The sequence below is a fragment of the Paenibacillus pseudetheri genome (genome assembly GCF_924513355.1).
GTDB lineage: Bacteria > Bacillota > Bacilli > Paenibacillales > Paenibacillaceae > Paenibacillus_AQ > Paenibacillus_AQ pseudetheri.
Genome location: NZ_CAKMAB010000001.1, coordinates 197,831 through 212,491 on the forward strand (window position 1 = coordinate 197,831; position 14,661 = coordinate 212,491).

General features: G+C 43.0%; 22 protein-coding genes. 19 read left to right on the plus strand and 3 right to left on the minus strand.

The window, feature by feature from the left end; all coding sequences use genetic code 11:
- Window positions 1-3 precede the first annotated feature (3 nt).
- The 11 genes from L1028_RS00820 to L1028_RS00865 all read left to right on the plus strand — a co-directional run bounded on the left by L1028_RS00820 (window position 4) and on the right by L1028_RS00865 (window position 8,163).
- On the plus strand, window positions 4-897 hold the full coding sequence (locus tag L1028_RS00820; RefSeq protein ID WP_234530020.1) for a hyaluronate lyase N-terminal domain-containing protein: 894 nt from the start codon (window positions 4-6) through the stop codon (window positions 895-897).
- A gap of 11 nt (window positions 898-908) precedes the next feature.
- Complete coding sequence (locus L1028_RS00825; protein ID WP_234530022.1) at window positions 909-2,108, plus strand: hyaluronate lyase N-terminal domain-containing protein; 1,200 nt, start codon at window positions 909-911, stop codon at window positions 2,106-2,108.
- Window positions 2,109-2,122: 14 nt separating this feature from the next.
- Window positions 2,123-2,515 carry a hypothetical protein gene (locus L1028_RS00830; RefSeq protein WP_234530024.1) on the plus strand — a complete coding sequence of 131 codons (393 nt, stop codon included), beginning with the start codon at window positions 2,123-2,125 and terminating at the stop codon, window positions 2,513-2,515.
- Between the two features lies 1 nt (window position 2,516).
- Window positions 2,517-2,624, plus strand: coding sequence for a CD1375 family protein (locus L1028_RS31170; protein ID WP_253074700.1), 108 nt, complete (start codon window positions 2,517-2,519; stop codon window positions 2,622-2,624).
- A gap of 299 nt (window positions 2,625-2,923) precedes the next feature.
- The gene (locus L1028_RS00835; protein ID WP_234530026.1) at window positions 2,924-3,130 is read left to right on the plus strand and encodes a hypothetical protein; all 207 of its coding nucleotides are present in this window, start codon (window positions 2,924-2,926) and stop codon (window positions 3,128-3,130) included.
- A complete protein-coding gene (locus tag L1028_RS00840; protein WP_234530027.1) occupies window positions 3,117-3,998 on the plus strand; it encodes an LPO_1073/Vpar_1526 family protein in 882 nt (293 codons plus the stop codon). Before L1028_RS00835 ends, L1028_RS00840 begins: the two co-directional genes overlap by 14 nt.
- Window positions 3,999-4,275: 277 nt before the next feature.
- Window positions 4,276-4,521, plus strand: coding sequence for a hemolysin XhlA family protein (locus L1028_RS00845; RefSeq protein ID WP_234530029.1), 246 nt, complete (start codon window positions 4,276-4,278; stop codon window positions 4,519-4,521).
- 1 nt (window position 4,522) lies between these two features.
- The gene (locus L1028_RS00850) at window positions 4,523-4,798 is read left to right on the plus strand and encodes a phage holin family protein (protein WP_234530032.1); all 276 of its coding nucleotides are present in this window, start codon (window positions 4,523-4,525) and stop codon (window positions 4,796-4,798) included.
- Entirely contained in the window at window positions 4,795-5,529 is a 735-nt protein-coding gene (locus L1028_RS00855) for an N-acetylmuramoyl-L-alanine amidase (protein ID WP_234530034.1), read from the plus strand. Before L1028_RS00850 ends, L1028_RS00855 begins: the two co-directional genes overlap by 4 nt.
- Window positions 5,530-5,602: 73 nt before the next feature.
- A complete protein-coding gene (locus tag L1028_RS00860; RefSeq protein ID WP_234530035.1) occupies window positions 5,603-6,121 on the plus strand; it encodes a phage distal tail protein in 519 nt (172 codons plus the stop codon).
- Between the two features lie 11 nt (window positions 6,122-6,132).
- On the plus strand, window positions 6,133-8,163 hold the full coding sequence (locus L1028_RS00865; protein ID WP_234530037.1) for a phage tail spike protein: 2,031 nt from the start codon (window positions 6,133-6,135) through the stop codon (window positions 8,161-8,163).
- On the opposite strand, the gene L1028_RS00870 is transcribed toward L1028_RS00865, so the two are convergent.
- Window positions 8,157-8,741: a stalk domain-containing protein gene (locus tag L1028_RS00870; protein ID WP_234530039.1), complete on the minus strand. Its 585-nt coding sequence runs from the start codon at window positions 8,739-8,741 to the stop codon at window positions 8,157-8,159. The genes L1028_RS00865 and L1028_RS00870 overlap by 7 nt on opposite strands.
- A 112-nt stretch (window positions 8,742-8,853) precedes the next feature.
- Between L1028_RS00870 and L1028_RS00875 the strand changes: the two genes are divergently transcribed.
- The gene (locus L1028_RS00875; protein WP_234530041.1) at window positions 8,854-9,072 is read left to right on the plus strand and encodes a hypothetical protein; all 219 of its coding nucleotides are present in this window, start codon (window positions 8,854-8,856) and stop codon (window positions 9,070-9,072) included.
- Window positions 9,073-9,107: 35 nt separating this feature from the next.
- Here L1028_RS00875 and L1028_RS00880 read toward each other — a convergent pair whose 3' ends face one another.
- Window positions 9,108-9,971, minus strand: a complete 864-nt coding sequence (locus tag L1028_RS00880; protein ID WP_234530043.1) for an ATP-dependent DNA ligase — start codon at window positions 9,969-9,971, stop codon at window positions 9,108-9,110.
- 166 nt (window positions 9,972-10,137) lie between these two features.
- Here L1028_RS00880 and L1028_RS00885 point away from each other — a divergent pair, with 166 nt between their 5' ends.
- Window positions 10,138-10,611, plus strand: a complete 474-nt coding sequence (locus L1028_RS00885; protein WP_234530046.1) for a YhjD family protein — start codon at window positions 10,138-10,140, stop codon at window positions 10,609-10,611.
- 39 nt (window positions 10,612-10,650) lie between these two features.
- On the opposite strand, the gene L1028_RS00890 is transcribed toward L1028_RS00885, so the two are convergent.
- On the minus strand, window positions 10,651-10,875 hold the full coding sequence (locus L1028_RS00890) for a transcriptional regulator (protein WP_234530048.1): 225 nt from the start codon (window positions 10,873-10,875) through the stop codon (window positions 10,651-10,653).
- 185 nt (window positions 10,876-11,060) lie between these two features.
- On the opposite strand from L1028_RS00890, the gene L1028_RS00895 reads away from it, so the two are divergent.
- From L1028_RS00895 to L1028_RS00920, 6 genes are all read left to right on the plus strand, one after another.
- Window positions 11,061-11,858, plus strand: a complete 798-nt coding sequence (locus L1028_RS00895; RefSeq protein ID WP_234530050.1) for a ParM/StbA family protein — start codon at window positions 11,061-11,063, stop codon at window positions 11,856-11,858.
- On the plus strand, window positions 11,851-12,084 hold the full coding sequence (locus L1028_RS00900; protein ID WP_234530052.1) for a hypothetical protein: 234 nt from the start codon (window positions 11,851-11,853) through the stop codon (window positions 12,082-12,084). Before L1028_RS00895 ends, L1028_RS00900 begins: the two co-directional genes overlap by 8 nt.
- Window positions 12,084-12,287: a hypothetical protein gene (locus L1028_RS00905; protein ID WP_234530054.1), complete on the plus strand. Its 204-nt coding sequence runs from the start codon at window positions 12,084-12,086 to the stop codon at window positions 12,285-12,287. Before L1028_RS00900 ends, L1028_RS00905 begins: the two co-directional genes overlap by 1 nt.
- 184 nt (window positions 12,288-12,471) lie before the next feature.
- The gene (locus L1028_RS00910) at window positions 12,472-13,572 is read left to right on the plus strand and encodes an FtsK/SpoIIIE domain-containing protein (RefSeq protein WP_234530056.1); all 1,101 of its coding nucleotides are present in this window, start codon (window positions 12,472-12,474) and stop codon (window positions 13,570-13,572) included.
- On the plus strand, window positions 13,573-14,178 hold the full coding sequence (locus L1028_RS00915) for a replication-relaxation family protein (protein ID WP_234530058.1): 606 nt from the start codon (window positions 13,573-13,575) through the stop codon (window positions 14,176-14,178).
- Between the two features lie 162 nt (window positions 14,179-14,340).
- Window positions 14,341-14,652, plus strand: coding sequence for a hypothetical protein (locus L1028_RS00920; RefSeq protein WP_234530060.1), 312 nt, complete (start codon window positions 14,341-14,343; stop codon window positions 14,650-14,652).
- Window positions 14,653-14,661 lie beyond the last annotated feature (9 nt).

Consider the following 14,661-nt stretch of genomic DNA (forward strand, 5'->3'; position numbering starts at 1 on the left):
TCAATGCCAATTATTAAAATTAAACGCGGATTATCCGCAAATATACCAAGCTTAACATTGGAAGCTGGGGAACTCGCGCTTGCTACTGATACAGGTAAAGTGTATGTCGGTAACGGCTCAGATAAAGTTATTGTAAATCCAGACCAAGCAAATGCAACAACAGCGACTAAGCTTCAAACACCTCGTACGATTAGCATCACAGGAGACGGTACTGGCACAAGCGGTGGTTTTGATGGATCAGCGAATGCCTCTATTACACTAGTGCTTGCTAATACTGGAGTTGCCGCAGGAACTTACACTAAATTAACTGTTGATGCCAAGGGACGTATCACATCAGCGGTACAACTCACGGCAGCGGACATCCCAAACTTGTCGCTTACAAAAATTACAGATGCAGGCACAGCTGCTAGTAAAAATACCGGAACAGCTGCGGGGAATGTCCCAGTATTGGACGGTGGTGGCAAGCTTGATACGAGCGTACTACCTGCACTATCCATTACAGAACCATTTGCGGTGGCTTCACAAGCGGCAATGTTGGCTTTGGACGCTCAAACTGGGGATATTGCCATTCGTTCTGACCTCAATAAAACTTTTGTGCTAAAGGCTTCCCCTGCCTCCACACTAGCAAATTGGCTGGAAATTTTAACTCCGACGGCAGCGGTGTCCAGTGTGGCAGGTAAGACAGGGGCTGTAGTGCTAGCTGCTGCGGACGTAGGGCTAGGCAACGTAACCAATGAGAGTAAGGCCACAATGTTCACAAGTCCTAACTTTACTGGCAATCCAACAGTGACTACACAAGCTACTGCGGATAATAGTACAAAGGCAGCATCCACGGCGTTTGTGAAGGCACAAGGTTACTTATCGGCATCTGACACCATTGACGGCGGTACATTTTAAGGAGGTATACTATGGCAAATAAGATACAACTTATGCGAGGTACTAAAGCGCAATTGACCGCGAAAGGCGGTTTGAGCCTTGCGGAGCCAGGTTATTGCACGGATACCAAGGACTTGTATATCGGCAATACATCTGGTGGGGATTCATTGTTTCTAGCGGCGGCTAACATTCCTTATAACGCATATCGGCAGGCTATCATTAACGGTAATTTCGATGTTTGGCAGCGTGGGTATGTTTTCGTTAACCCTGCAAGCATGAGTTATATAGCAGATCGTTTTTTCGCAGCGTTCTCTATTTTTGGTGGAGGGTCATTGCCATCTATTACTCATTCACGTCAAATCGCATCTCCAGGCGATATTCCAGGTGCGTTCTGGCACTACCGATTAAATACAAATGGCGCAGGCAGCGGATTTGGTGTCTCAGCTTTCTACGGCCTATTTCAACGCATTGAAAGTGGAGCAAAATATTTATGCGGTTCTGGGAAAAAGTTCACTGTTTCATTTTTCGCGAGGTCGAGTATTCCAGGGAAACGTCTTGGAGTCGGGGCGCAAGTGTCATACGGCACGGGAGGAACTCCCACAGCGGTGGAGGATTTGGCTGGAAAGGTAGTAACACTCAACACTGCATGGACTAAGTATGAGGTTCCGATTGAAGCCAGTACTCTCGTTGGGAAAATTTTCGGGACCAATAATGACGATTACTTGCAGTTGTCATTGTATTCGATGTGGGGGTCTACTACTGGATCAATCAATCTGGGAGGTGCCACCGCAGAAACATTTAGAGCTGCGGGAAATATTGATATCGCTCAAATCCAAATAAATATCGGAGAGTCAGCGCTGCCGTTTCAACCGCGATTTGTCTCAGAGGAGCTATCCTTGTGTCAACGATACTTTGAGAAGAGCTATGACCAGCACGTTGATCCTGGTAGTTCCGTTGGCATACCTGGTCACTATCAAATGTACGGATCAACAGCGGCAAATACCTATGGAGGGCGCGTATTATTTAGTAAGCCAAAACGAATGCCACCGACTGTAATTGTGTACGATATGTCGGGTGTTGCAGGAAAAGCAAGTGCTTGGAATGGAGGTACTCTATCGAGCTTTGTTACGGCAATAGATTCTATTAATCAAACAGGATTCCGCGTAATCCCGTCTCTGACAGCAGGGTACTATGAATCCTTTGGACATTATACAGCAGACGCTGAATTATAGGGAGGTTACTATGTATGGTTGGCTATAGTCATTATATTCGTGTTGATACCGACGGAAACGTGATCCACGCTTTTTCTGATGCCTTTGAACAGGCAAAAGACGGAGATATTCTTGTAACTGAGGGCGGTAGTAGGCATTTTAATTTAGACCTGTGGTACAACGGCGTCATACCACGCTGGTATGTAACTGGAGACGAAATGATCGAGCGTACAGATGCGGAACTCTCCATACAATGGCACCAGTACCAAGTAGCGCATCCACCGGAACAGTCCGAACTCGAAAAATTACGCGCAGAGAACACAGAACTCAAGCTAGCTCTAACAGAACTGGCAGAAGCTCAAGAAGCTGACAAGACTGAAGTACAACTTGCACTCGCTGAAATCGCTGGATTGATTGGAGGTGAGTAATGTGGCTAAAGTTTATTTTGATTTGATACAAAAAGACTTGAAGACAATTGATGATGTACCGTTGCGTTGGAAAAGCGCAGTACAAGAGTTATTAGATAGCGCCGTATAGTAGGCGTTTTTATTTTGCCCGAAATGGAGGTTTTTAAATGGAAGAGACATTTCCAGTGAAACAGGTTGGAGTTAAGTATAAGTGTGACCTTTGCAAAAACGGTGAGATGAGACCAACAGGTAAAATGAAAATGCATGAAACACATGCAACTTTTGTTCATAGATGTGACAACTGCGAATCCGAGATTGACCTTAAAGAAAAATACCCATTAATTCGGTACGAACAAATATAGACAATAAACGATTTCGCCCTTAACATGTATTATAATTACAAATATTACATGCTAGGGGTGAAGATTATTGAATTGGATTGCTGATAATAAAGATTGGATTTTTAGCGGTGTGGGAGTAATGGCACTTGGTATAATTGGTTTCTTTGTCAAACGTTTTTTGGACAAGGAGAAAAAACAGTCAGGCCAATCTATTTCCTCAGGAAACAATTCCAATAATATTCAAGGTGGTAACGATGTGAATGTTACGATCGGTGATATGAATGTTAGGAGATAAGAAGGAAATAACTGCTGGTGATAACTCAACAAATATTCAAGGAAAGACTGTGACGATATATAACGGAATTAGTTATATGGATGCAAGAGAGATAGCGCTTCAGACATTTAAAGATAATTTCTACGAACTTAGTGAAGTAGCTAAAAATACCGCGTTGGAAAGAGCAGAATATTTAATTAATAGGTTTTTGGAAAAGTTACAGAAAGAATCTCCTGAGTTAATTAGAAAAATTATCGAGCCAGATATCCAATATGCTGTTATAAATGCTCAAAAACAATATGCAAGAAATGAAAAGTATGAAACCTTAGAGATACTATCGGACTTATTAAAAACCAGATTTCAAGTTGAAGACGAGGACTCTTTAAAAAAGATAACCATTAATGAATCGATTATCGCCATGGAAAAAATAACTATTACTCATATTAAGTACATTACAGCTTTATTTTTGATTAAACATAGTATTTTACATCCTATCGACAGACTTTTTAATTTGCTAGAACTGATTATTACAGATGATTGGAGTAAATATGCTTCAGATGAAATTTACTTTGATCATTTAGAAGTTGCCGGAGTTGCAAAAAAAGAAATGATAAATGGTTATCATGAGCATTTAGAGCCAATAATAAGAGCGATCTATGATAAAATAGAACTTGACGGTATGGCCCCGTACGAAGAAGATATTTCCGCTAATGAATTGACTAGACAAAAATATTTTCAAACCACTGAAAGATTAGCATTATCAAAAAAGTGGAATGAATCAACAATAAAAAAATTCACTTTAACTGGTGTTGGAAAAGTCTTAGCTATTAGCTATTTAAACTCAGTGTTGAATACTGATTTTGATATTAATATATGGATTAGAAATTAACGGAAATGAATCACGCTCGTCAAATGCATGATTTATTCTTTATTAGGAAAGGAGCTGCTACAATTTTTCGACCGCAATCGATCTTCAACTGGCTTGTAGTCCAATAGACCGATGCCTAGCGCCGCGAGTGGGATTTACAGTTTATTTGATAGGGTATCAAGGAAGTGATACTCCAGAATGACTAAGTTGAACAGCAATTAGAACACGTTCTTATAGAGCGTGTTTTATTTTGCCCTCGGATCCCCGGGGGCTATTTATATTGAGGGGGGGAATGGGGATGGGCGTAGAACAATCCGAGGTTTTGCAACGGATAACGAGAGTAGAAACGAAAGTAAATGAAATGGACAAAAAATTAGATCGTGCGATTACGGCTAACGAAACAGCTGTAGAGGCATTATCTTCTGCAAGGTCAGCCCACCACAGATTAGACAAAATCGACAAAACAATCTTTTGGTTAGGGACGACTATAGTCGGAGCCGTTATATTGGCAATCATAAAATTTACTATGGAAGGTGGAAATTAATATGGAATGGAATGCAGTTGCGAATTTTATTAAACCGGAATTGTTGATGGTTGTCGCAGTGTGCTGGGTGATTGGGTATATCCTTAAACAAACGCCAAAGGTACCTGATTGGACAATCATTTACGTAGTTACTTTATCCGCAATCATCCTAGTTGTACTGACTACTGGATTAAACGTGGATAGTGTGCTGCAAGCGATTTTATGTAGTGCAGTAGCTGTGTACAGTAACCAACTGGTTAAACAAACTGCTAAAGCGAAGGAGGGAAATGAACAATGAAAAAGGTTTTGATCGATGCAGGACATGGTGGTAAGGATCCAGGAGCAGTTGCGAATGGTTTAAAAGAGAAAGACATCGCACTGGCAGTGTCGTTAGAGATAAAAAAACGGCTTGAAGCCAATTATGATGGAGTGCAGGTGTTACTGTCCCGTAGCTCAGATGTGTATTTGGAATTAAAGGAACGTACAGATTTAGCCAACAAAGCAGGAGTTGACGCCACTGTATCCATCCACTGCAATGCTGGGGGCGGCTCTGGCGGCTTTGAGACCTTTAGATATACCAAAGCCTCAGCCGCATCGGCAGCACTGCAAAACGTTCTACACAAGGAGATTATGGACACGCTCAATAAGGTCGCTGTTGGCATGATCGACCGAGGACAAAAGGCAGATAACCTGCACATGGTGCGGGAGAGTAAAATGCCAGCAGTACTCACGGAGAATTTGTTTTTGGATGTGGCAACCGACGCTGCCAAACTCAAAAAAAATGTGGTTATCCAAGCAATCATTGATGGTCATGTAAACGGGATCGCAAAGTATTTGGGCCTGAAGAAGAAAGAAGGGAACCAGGTGAACAATAACAATAGAGTCACAGTAAAAGTAAACGGAAAGAAGGTAGCTGACGGAGTACTAGATAACGGCACTACCTATACTCCTGCACGAGCTGTAGCAGAAGCGCTAGGGGCTACAGTTGTATATGACGCAGTAACTAAGACTGTAAACATCACAAAGTAGATACTTGAGAACTTATGATATCGCCCTGCCTTTGGTGGGGCTTATTTTACTTTCAGGGAAAGGAAGCGTGTCTATGTTTAATCGAGGATCATTTAACCGCATTGCCTTTAACCGTGAGTTTTCAGTGTTTGTGTTCGGTAGTGCTGTCCTGCGTGGTGATGGCAATCTGAAAGCTGGAGCAAACGTTGTTGCAACTGGATCAGCGGCTCTACATGGTGAGGGAGGAATGAAAGCATCATTTGTACGGGAGATCAGTTTTGCTGCCAAAATGACCGGGGAGGGTAGCATGAAGGCTGCATTTATACGTGAACGACTACACCAAGCCATTATGCACGGTATCGGAACCCTTACTGCAAACGGCAGCCGATACCACTTGGACGAAATTGTGTTCACGGGTTCTTTTGCTCCGGGCGATCGCATAGTTATCGATTCCAAAAACCTTACTTTCACCAAAAACGGACAGAACGCCCTGCACATGATGGATGGAGATTTCTTCGATCTCAACCTTGGCAACAACAACATCGTTTACACGGATCCGGCTACTGGCCGTGAGATATTAATCCGGATTACACACCGGGATAAATTCATATAGGGGGAACCAAGATGCCTAAAGCACCAGTAACAATTTACGACGCTCAAATGCGGCGCGTGGCTTTGCTTGAGAATGCGTTTAACATCGAATACAGCATGCCGCTTAACTCGTTATGGACGGCAGCGTTCAGCCTGCCGGGAGACGATCCGAAGAACGCAGAGTGCAAGCCGTTTTGCTTTGTAGAGTTGTATGACAACAACGAACGAGTAGAATTATTCCGCATCGTACCAAATACCATGAACCGGAACCAGAGTGGGCCTGTCATCAAATACGAGTGTGAGCATGTGCTTGCTACCTTGCTGAATGATGTACTGTTTCAATCTCATACAGTCGGCAACCTTGGCGTATACACAAATCAAGTAATTCAGTACATTTTATCGAAGCAAGTTGTAACACGCTGGAAACTTGGAACAGTCGGATTCGGTCGGCAGTTTGAATACAATTGGGAAAACGACACGTTGCTCGGGGCTTTGTTCTCAGTGCCGAAGCCTTTCGACTCTGAATATCAGTGGACTTGGGACACCACATCTTTTCCGTGGACTCTGAACCTTGTGGAGCCAAACGAAGAGGTTACGGCTTACATCCGGTATGGGGTTAACATGACCGAGATCGAGAAGGTAGTGGATCCGACTAATCTTTGCACGCGATTATATGGTCTCGGATTTGGTGAAGGAGTTAATCAACTGACATTCGCAGATATCAACGGCGGATTGCCGTATATCGAAGATGCAGATGCTCAGGCGAAGTATGGCATTCTATCATCCATTTTTGTAGATCGTCGCTTTGAATATCCTGAGACGCTATTGGCTCGTTGCCGGACGTTGTACAACGAACTAAAGGACCCGCGTATCTCCTATAGTGTCGGTGCTTCTGAAATCCACCGACTGACTGGACAACAAATATATAAGTTTAAGACTGGTGCAAGAATCAGAGTGAAGGATGATGAACTGGGAGAGGACTTTATTGCTCGGGTTGTTAATGTAGATAAAGGGGATATGATCGGTTCACCGGGTGACGTACAGATTGAGATTGCTAATCGGACAGAGGATATTGCGGGATCTATTGCTGATCTTCAGAACAGACAGCACATTAATGATTCGTATGCTCAAGGGGCTACAAATCTTGATACAAGAGATGTTGCGGACAATGCAGATCCTACCCATCCTGCTATATTAAAATTTTATATTCCAGAGGAAACAGCGCGAATAAATAAAGTAATGCTGTCATTTCAAGTTGAGGCATTCCGGGCATATAGCAAGGCGATAGAGTCAGCACCAGCCATAACATCGGGCTCAAGTTCAAAGGATACATCTGGACCCAGCAGTAGGGAGACAGCTGGACCAAGCACAAGAAACACAGCGGGACCGAGTAGTACAGAGACAACAGCAGCTGGAGGACAGACGACTTCAGGACCAAGTAGCAGGAATACAACTGTGTCTGGTGGAGGTGCAGTTGGAACCAATACAAGTGTACAAGTTATGGTATCTGGAATTTCTGGTGATCCTGTAGTTCCTAACGGTGGTCATAATCATGGTATCCCGAGTGGCACCGTTCTTCTGACGCCAACTGGACAGGTGACATTTATTCCGGTAAGCGATCATTACCATGATGTATATAATCATGGACATTTAATAGATCTACCTAATCATACCCATAGCATGGATCATACTCATGATATTAAGTCACATGTCCACAATATGGAGCACACTCATGATATGGATCATACTCATGAGATGAGTCATATACACAATATGGAGCATACGCATAATATACCAGCTCACACACATGGGATTCAGTATGGCATTTATTTAGGTCCAACGCCATCAAGTTTGAATATTCAGGTAGATGGAAATGTGGTTCCTTATTCTGAAACAAGTGGCAATGATATAGACATCATTCCATTTCTGAGTAAGGATGATAGTGGGAGAGTGGAACGGGGAAAGTGGCATGAAATAAAAATAACGCCCGATACACTCGGGCGTATTGTAGGAAGCGTAGTTACACAATTGTTTGTTCAAAGTCGCGGAGGAGGTAACTATTGAACATCGTCCTGCGAGATAATACCAGCATCAATAAGCGGAGTAATGTCGATATTTGAGTTTGCATCTGAGGATAATTTAAATGATTGGTCACCAAAACGAAGTTCTCCGTCCTGAGTTAGAGCTATAGCCATAGAACTTTGCTTTGCTATGTCAGGATACTTTTTAGCTAATAGTTCAACTAGTTGGCGTCCTTTTATCGTGTAAGCAGTACTTGTTAATTGATCATTTTTCACAACAGTTCCTCCTTTCGACTTAAGATCAATGGACTTCTTCGTGTTGTCATACTCCAGTCCGTAACCTGTCATTTCAGCTACTTCGCGGACTGGTAGATATGTAGTGCCCTTATATACAAGTGGATCATTCTTAAGTGTTTGCTTTTGACCATCGACTGAAAACGTAAATTTTGCAAGGGCAGCCTGAACAGTCTGAGTGGTCGCAGCTGCGGCCATTCCTGCCGAACCGATTAACATACCGGCCACTAATCCGATGATTGCTTTCTTCAAGATACTCAGCTCCTTTAATTTCATATTACCATATATTACGGTAAATGATGGAAGTGGTTTTATAGTTTTAAGCACCGTAATATTTTTAATTTACAGTTTACTCGATGCCCATCTATAATAGAATCAACGGAAGCACCGTACCCTGCCATAACTGGTGGGGTATTTTGTTGTTTAAGGAGTTGATTATTTGAGTGCTACATACAAAGTATTAGAGAGCGATGCTGAATTCCTGACAGCAGCCCTAGCTCAATCGAAGGTATCCGTATGGCTTCGGCTGGAACCTGATCCAATAGGTCATCTTATGGATTATGGTGGAATTGTAGAGGGGTATACACCAGATTCTATTAAGCTTGATGGTTCTCATTTTGTTCGGGAGCGATTTGAATTTAGGGCATACATAAAATAACCCGCCGGGCTTGTGCCTGACGGGTCTGTTTTTGGTTATACGATAAACTCTGTAAACACTGGACTTCTAAGCATCCCTGATTTAGTCCAGTTCCTCATACGCACCTTCGCTCGTAATCTTGGTTCAAGATGTACAAACTCCTTATCTTCGCCTTTAATCAGTTGTGGGGCTACACCTCTAAACGCTTGCTTATGAATCGGTGACGCACCGAGTTCGATGATTCCTGCAGGACGTAGTTTACCGGAAGTACCCGATGGAACAGCAGCCAACCAACCAAATTCTTGTTTGCGATATCCGGTTATGAAAACATCTGCATAGGTCCAATTGATAACCTTTTGCCATGCATGAGATCGGCGGCCAGTCTCGTATATGCTGTTCTTACGCTTACCTACTACGCCCTCCATCCCACGTGTTTCGATCTGTTCAAATAATGCCTCTCCAGCACCTTCCACGTGCGGTACTACTCCAAAGCTATTAGACGGTAGGGTTAATCCCGCCAGTATCTCCTTACGACTCATCAGGGACAAACCACGCAGATCCTGACCTTTGTACATCAAGATATCAAAGATGGCATAATACGCTGGGAGTGTCCCAGTGAGTTGTAATATTTTCTCTGCTCGCCTTGTCTGAAATCGGCTCATAACTGATTCAAAGTCTGAAACACCAGTTGTAGGATCGACACAGGCAACCTCGCCATCCAAAACAACATTATCCGCAAATAGGAGATGTAGTTCAGGGTACTGTTGAGTACAATCATTATCGTGTCTTGTATATAACCGGATCTTGCCGGATTCTTGAGAGTAAATAAGTCGATGGCCATCTATCTTTGGTTCAAATATATAATCGCTGTGCGAAAATGGCCCGGGAGCCGTTTGCAACAACATTGGGGATATAAACATAGTTTCACCTCTCCACAATTATAATCTTTTGATGGGCAGTGGAGGGTAGGTAAGTCTTGGATATTTAGACATGCTGTTTCTTTTTTCCATTGCTTAAATTTCCCTAACGTGGTTATAATACAAACAAATGTTCTTATTTTCGGAAGCAGTTAATGGAGGGGTATGCATGAGTAAACTTGAGGGTAATGAACGATGGAAAACGAAGATGATCATGACTGAGCATGTTGAGCAGTACGAGGAACAGCAGCGTGAGAACCCAAATAAAATGATAACTACGGAGGAACTCACGATGGTGCGAGACCTCATTTTGCTTCCCTACATAGACACGATGGTTGGCAAGAGCCTGAAGGAGCTCGAACACTCCAGCAACATTCTTAAACGTACTTTTTTGATGGCTGGCGAAGCCATACGGCGCCGGATCATGCAGGATACCTATCAACTGCAGAAAGAGCTGAAGCAGCGGAATATCAAAATGCTGGCAGATGAGCAAGATGAATTTATCACGTATTACAAAATCTTTTGCCGGGGATATCAGGAGCGCTTTGGAATAACACGAGACGTGATGCGGACAGAAATAAGCTTAAGGTTGACTAAATACACATCGGAACTGGGAAACATCTTAAAAGACCACCTGAAATAATGGACCACTTAATGGCTCAGGCTTATGCTCTGGGCTTTTTTATTGCCAGAAGTCCTCATTCCTCACGTTTTTCCCTGATATTTTTTTTGCTGCTGCAGTTAATGACTTCTTAGTGATCTCCCGCAATTTAGGATCATCCTCAGTACATGCTTTGGTAATCGTGTCCTTGTTTCGTTTTGAAACCTTCCTTACTTCCTCCTGACTTACACCGTGCTTATCTAAAAACTTTCCGAATTTACTCCTGCTTTTTCCTAATCCAAACATTACACCACACCTCGTCCTATTTTCCGATTTCTACAATTTTGGACGAGTCTCGCAAATTTTATACAACGATTTGATATAAATCGGAAAGTTGAACAAGCGGCGCTGAATAGATATAGAAGCAGATACGAAACCACAGGCTCCGGAGCTAAGTGTTTACGTAACCAGACACGTAAGGAGTGGTGCAGATGATAGCAGCCATAGATGCAGGAAACTACAAAACCATGTACTACGATGGGCATGAGTTTAAACAGTTCCCCTCAATGATCGGTGAGTATCGTGAGCGCAATATAAGACAACAACATGGGCAATCAGACTTTGAATGGGAATATGAAGGACAACGAGGATTTGCTGGAACGTTAGCGCAATTTGAGAGTGAGTGTGCGGAAAGCCAGAAAGGAGAAACCAAGGCACATCCAGATGCAAGGCTTCGAATCCTGTTGGCATTACATCAGTTTTCAAAGCAGACAGAGAACAAGATAGTGGTGGGCCAGCCGATTAGCACTCATACACCTGATGAAAAGATGGCCATCAAGAAAATGATGCAAGGCCGGCACGAATTGACGGTCAATGGGAACAGAAGATTGATTGTCATACAACAATGCGAGGTAGCTGCTGAAGGGGTTACTGCAGGCTTATTGATACCAGGAGGCGGCACGGTAAGGATCATCGACATAGGCAGCGGCACGGTTAACTTCGGAACACTTATTGATCGGAGATTCAGCGATAAGGGGAGTTTTACTTTAGGTGCAGGGATGGAAAGTAATCGGAACGTCCATCCTTCAGCGTTCGGACGGCAGATCGCACTTCGAGCACTTGCAGCTGGCTGGAAAGCAGGGGATGCAGTTTATCTTTGCGGCGGTGGAGCTGAAGAGTTACTTCAGCATTTATTACCGTACTTTCCTGCTGTGAAGTTAATGCCAGGCGATCCATCCAGCGCAAACGCCCGAGCATTCTTTTTGATCGCGAGGAAGTTATATGTCTAAGAACATCGAGATTAAAGCGATACAAGTCACCTTTAATGTGTTGGACCCAGAACAACGCAGAGCTTACGAGCATGCATATAGCAAGACTAATTCATCTGGGTACATCAAGCGCTTGATAGATAGAGACATGACGGGTATAGCTCCAACGGTAGCTACAGTGCAGTCATCAATTCCTCTGGAGCAGGTGGGCAACGATTTTGAATTTGACGTAGGAGGTTTTGTTTGATGATTGAGCCATTTATCAAGCTTGGAGTTGTAGGGATTGCAGGACACGCAGTGGAGATGTATTTGGAACGATCCGGTCGCCCCGGTGCTGTCCTGTACGTCAAGATTGGTACTTATGTAGTTTGCGGTCTTATTGCAGCAGTAGAATGGCGTCACTTTTTCAGGGTACTTGGGGGTATGTTCGGGTTTTATTTACCTTGGTAATTACAAGGGTATCTACTGATGTTTTACTACAACGGTAGTACATGTCTAATCGGATTTACTACGCTTATTTCTATCTTGAAACAATAGGGAGCGTGATCTTATTTTGATTTCTTCCTCGTTATTATCAGCCGGGGCGTGTGTGGCTGGCGCGATTGCTGTTCATCAGTCATTCCCCGAAAAGGTCATGAGACGTAAACTAGGAGCGCTTTTAAGGACTAACGACTTTCACTCTAACCTAACAGGGTACAAGGGGCGAGTAAGCCGCATACAGCCTGTGGTGAAGTCTGTGAGGATGTATCTGGATCGGAAGGAAGCGATATTCATGCTACCGGTTGGAAGTGACCCACAAGAAGTATTTAAAAAATCGTGGATATTTCAGCAAGTCTTCGGGTTAGAAGCTGAGTTAAGTATGATTGACGCTCGTACTATAATGATCTCGATTTACACAACATCCATACAATCATTTATATATAACGCCGAGGAAATAGATCAAAGCTTAGGTATGAACAGGCTACCCGTATATGTTGGTAAGGACCGACATGGTGATGTAGTTTATGACATGGTAAAGCATCCACATCTGTTGGTAGCCGGAGAAACGGGAAGTGGTAAGAGCGCGGCTCTAAGAGCAATCCTCACAACACTAATTCGTAATGTGGATAACCTTGATCTGTATTGCGCTGACCTTAAGAGATCAGAGTTTCATTTATTTAAAGGTATAGCTCAAGCTGTTGTGTATGAGACCCACGAAGTCCTAGCGCTTGTCACAATGTTAAGACTCGAGATGAAACGCCGTGGAGACATCCTAGAAGCCGCAGGAGTGGCACATGTGGATGATTTAGAGGAGCCCTTAAACTATATTATTTTAGCTGTTGACGAGGTGGCTTTACTCAAAAAAGAAAAGGATATTATGCAGGGTATTGAAGAGATTAGTACGATCGGTAGAGCACTAGGAGTGTATCTTGTACTCTCTATGCAGCGTCCAGACGCGCAGGTATTGGACGGTAAACTAAAGCAGAACTTAACGGTAAGAATGGCTTTAAAACACGCTGATGGGATCAACTCCCGTATAACAATAGACAGTGTAGACGCAGCAAATATACAGGACAGCGAGAAAGGCCGTATGGTGTTGAAACTGGATGGATTAAAGTATGTTCAAGGACCAAATCTGGGGTTATCTGAGGCGAAGGAGTTACTAAAAGGATATAAGTATCCACTGGAAATTAGACAGCCGCAAAGAGCCTCACAGGAGTCGCAGGACGACATCATTGAGCTGGGAGTGTTGTGAGTGAACGCACGTGATAAAGCTATCGTCGAGGATATTCAAAGGTTCAGAGTGCTTAGTAGAGACCTAATTGCAGATCTGCATTTTCAAAATGTGAAGAACAAGGTAACGGCAGCTAATTATGTACTCAAAAGATTACGGAGGGACAACTATATCACTTCATCTGATGACCGTAGACAATACATTTACTTTCCAGTTAATGGGGCAATTAAAAAGGATTCGACAAAGATCCCACACTTTCTGATGATTGCGGATTTTTACAAACAGATAGCGCAGATCGAAAAGCCACGCGTGTTTTTTGTAGAGCCAAAGTACAGCAAAGGGATGCCTGAACCGGATGTGTTCATGATATGGAAAGGGATGCCGTGGCATATTGAGATCCAACGTAGCAACTACAGTGATAGGCAGATGAAGGAGAAACTGACTCGTTATGACCATTACTTTTTAAGCAACGAATGGCACAACGAGGAGTGGCAGCGACCAGACAAAAAGATATTTCCGTATCTCTGGATTAGTGGAGTGGGTAAGTACGCTATTGGAACAAGATCATATAGAGTATTTCAGACCGATGTTGTAGGTATGTCAGAGATTATAAATAAAAAAAGATGATGAACCTTGTCAGCTAATCATGCTGGCGAGGTTTCTTTTCGTTTGTAATTAAGGGAAAACATACCTTCGTAGGAAAAAATTAAAATAGTCATTGCAATATATACGACTTTGTCGTATATTCTTCGTATCAAAGAATTTCAAGGTTAAGCGGAGGTGTTAAAGTTGACCTTGGAAAATTATAGAGAATGGGCAGATAACGTCGGAGGCGAGGTAGGCAAAAAGATACAAGAGATACTTAATGAACTTGAAGAAGCTCAGAACATTGCACGGGGAAATAGTTTACCTCCTTTGTTGGGTAACAAAGAAGTTGCTGAATTACTGGAGATAGACCCAAAGAACATGCATCATACACGAAGAACAAAATTGTTTCCTGATCCAGATTTGGTAGTAGGGAATCGACCGTTTTGGTTTAAAACTTCAATTCAAAAGTATCAGGAACGAATCGAAGAATGGAGATCAGGCAAGGAAAAGTGACTTTCATAA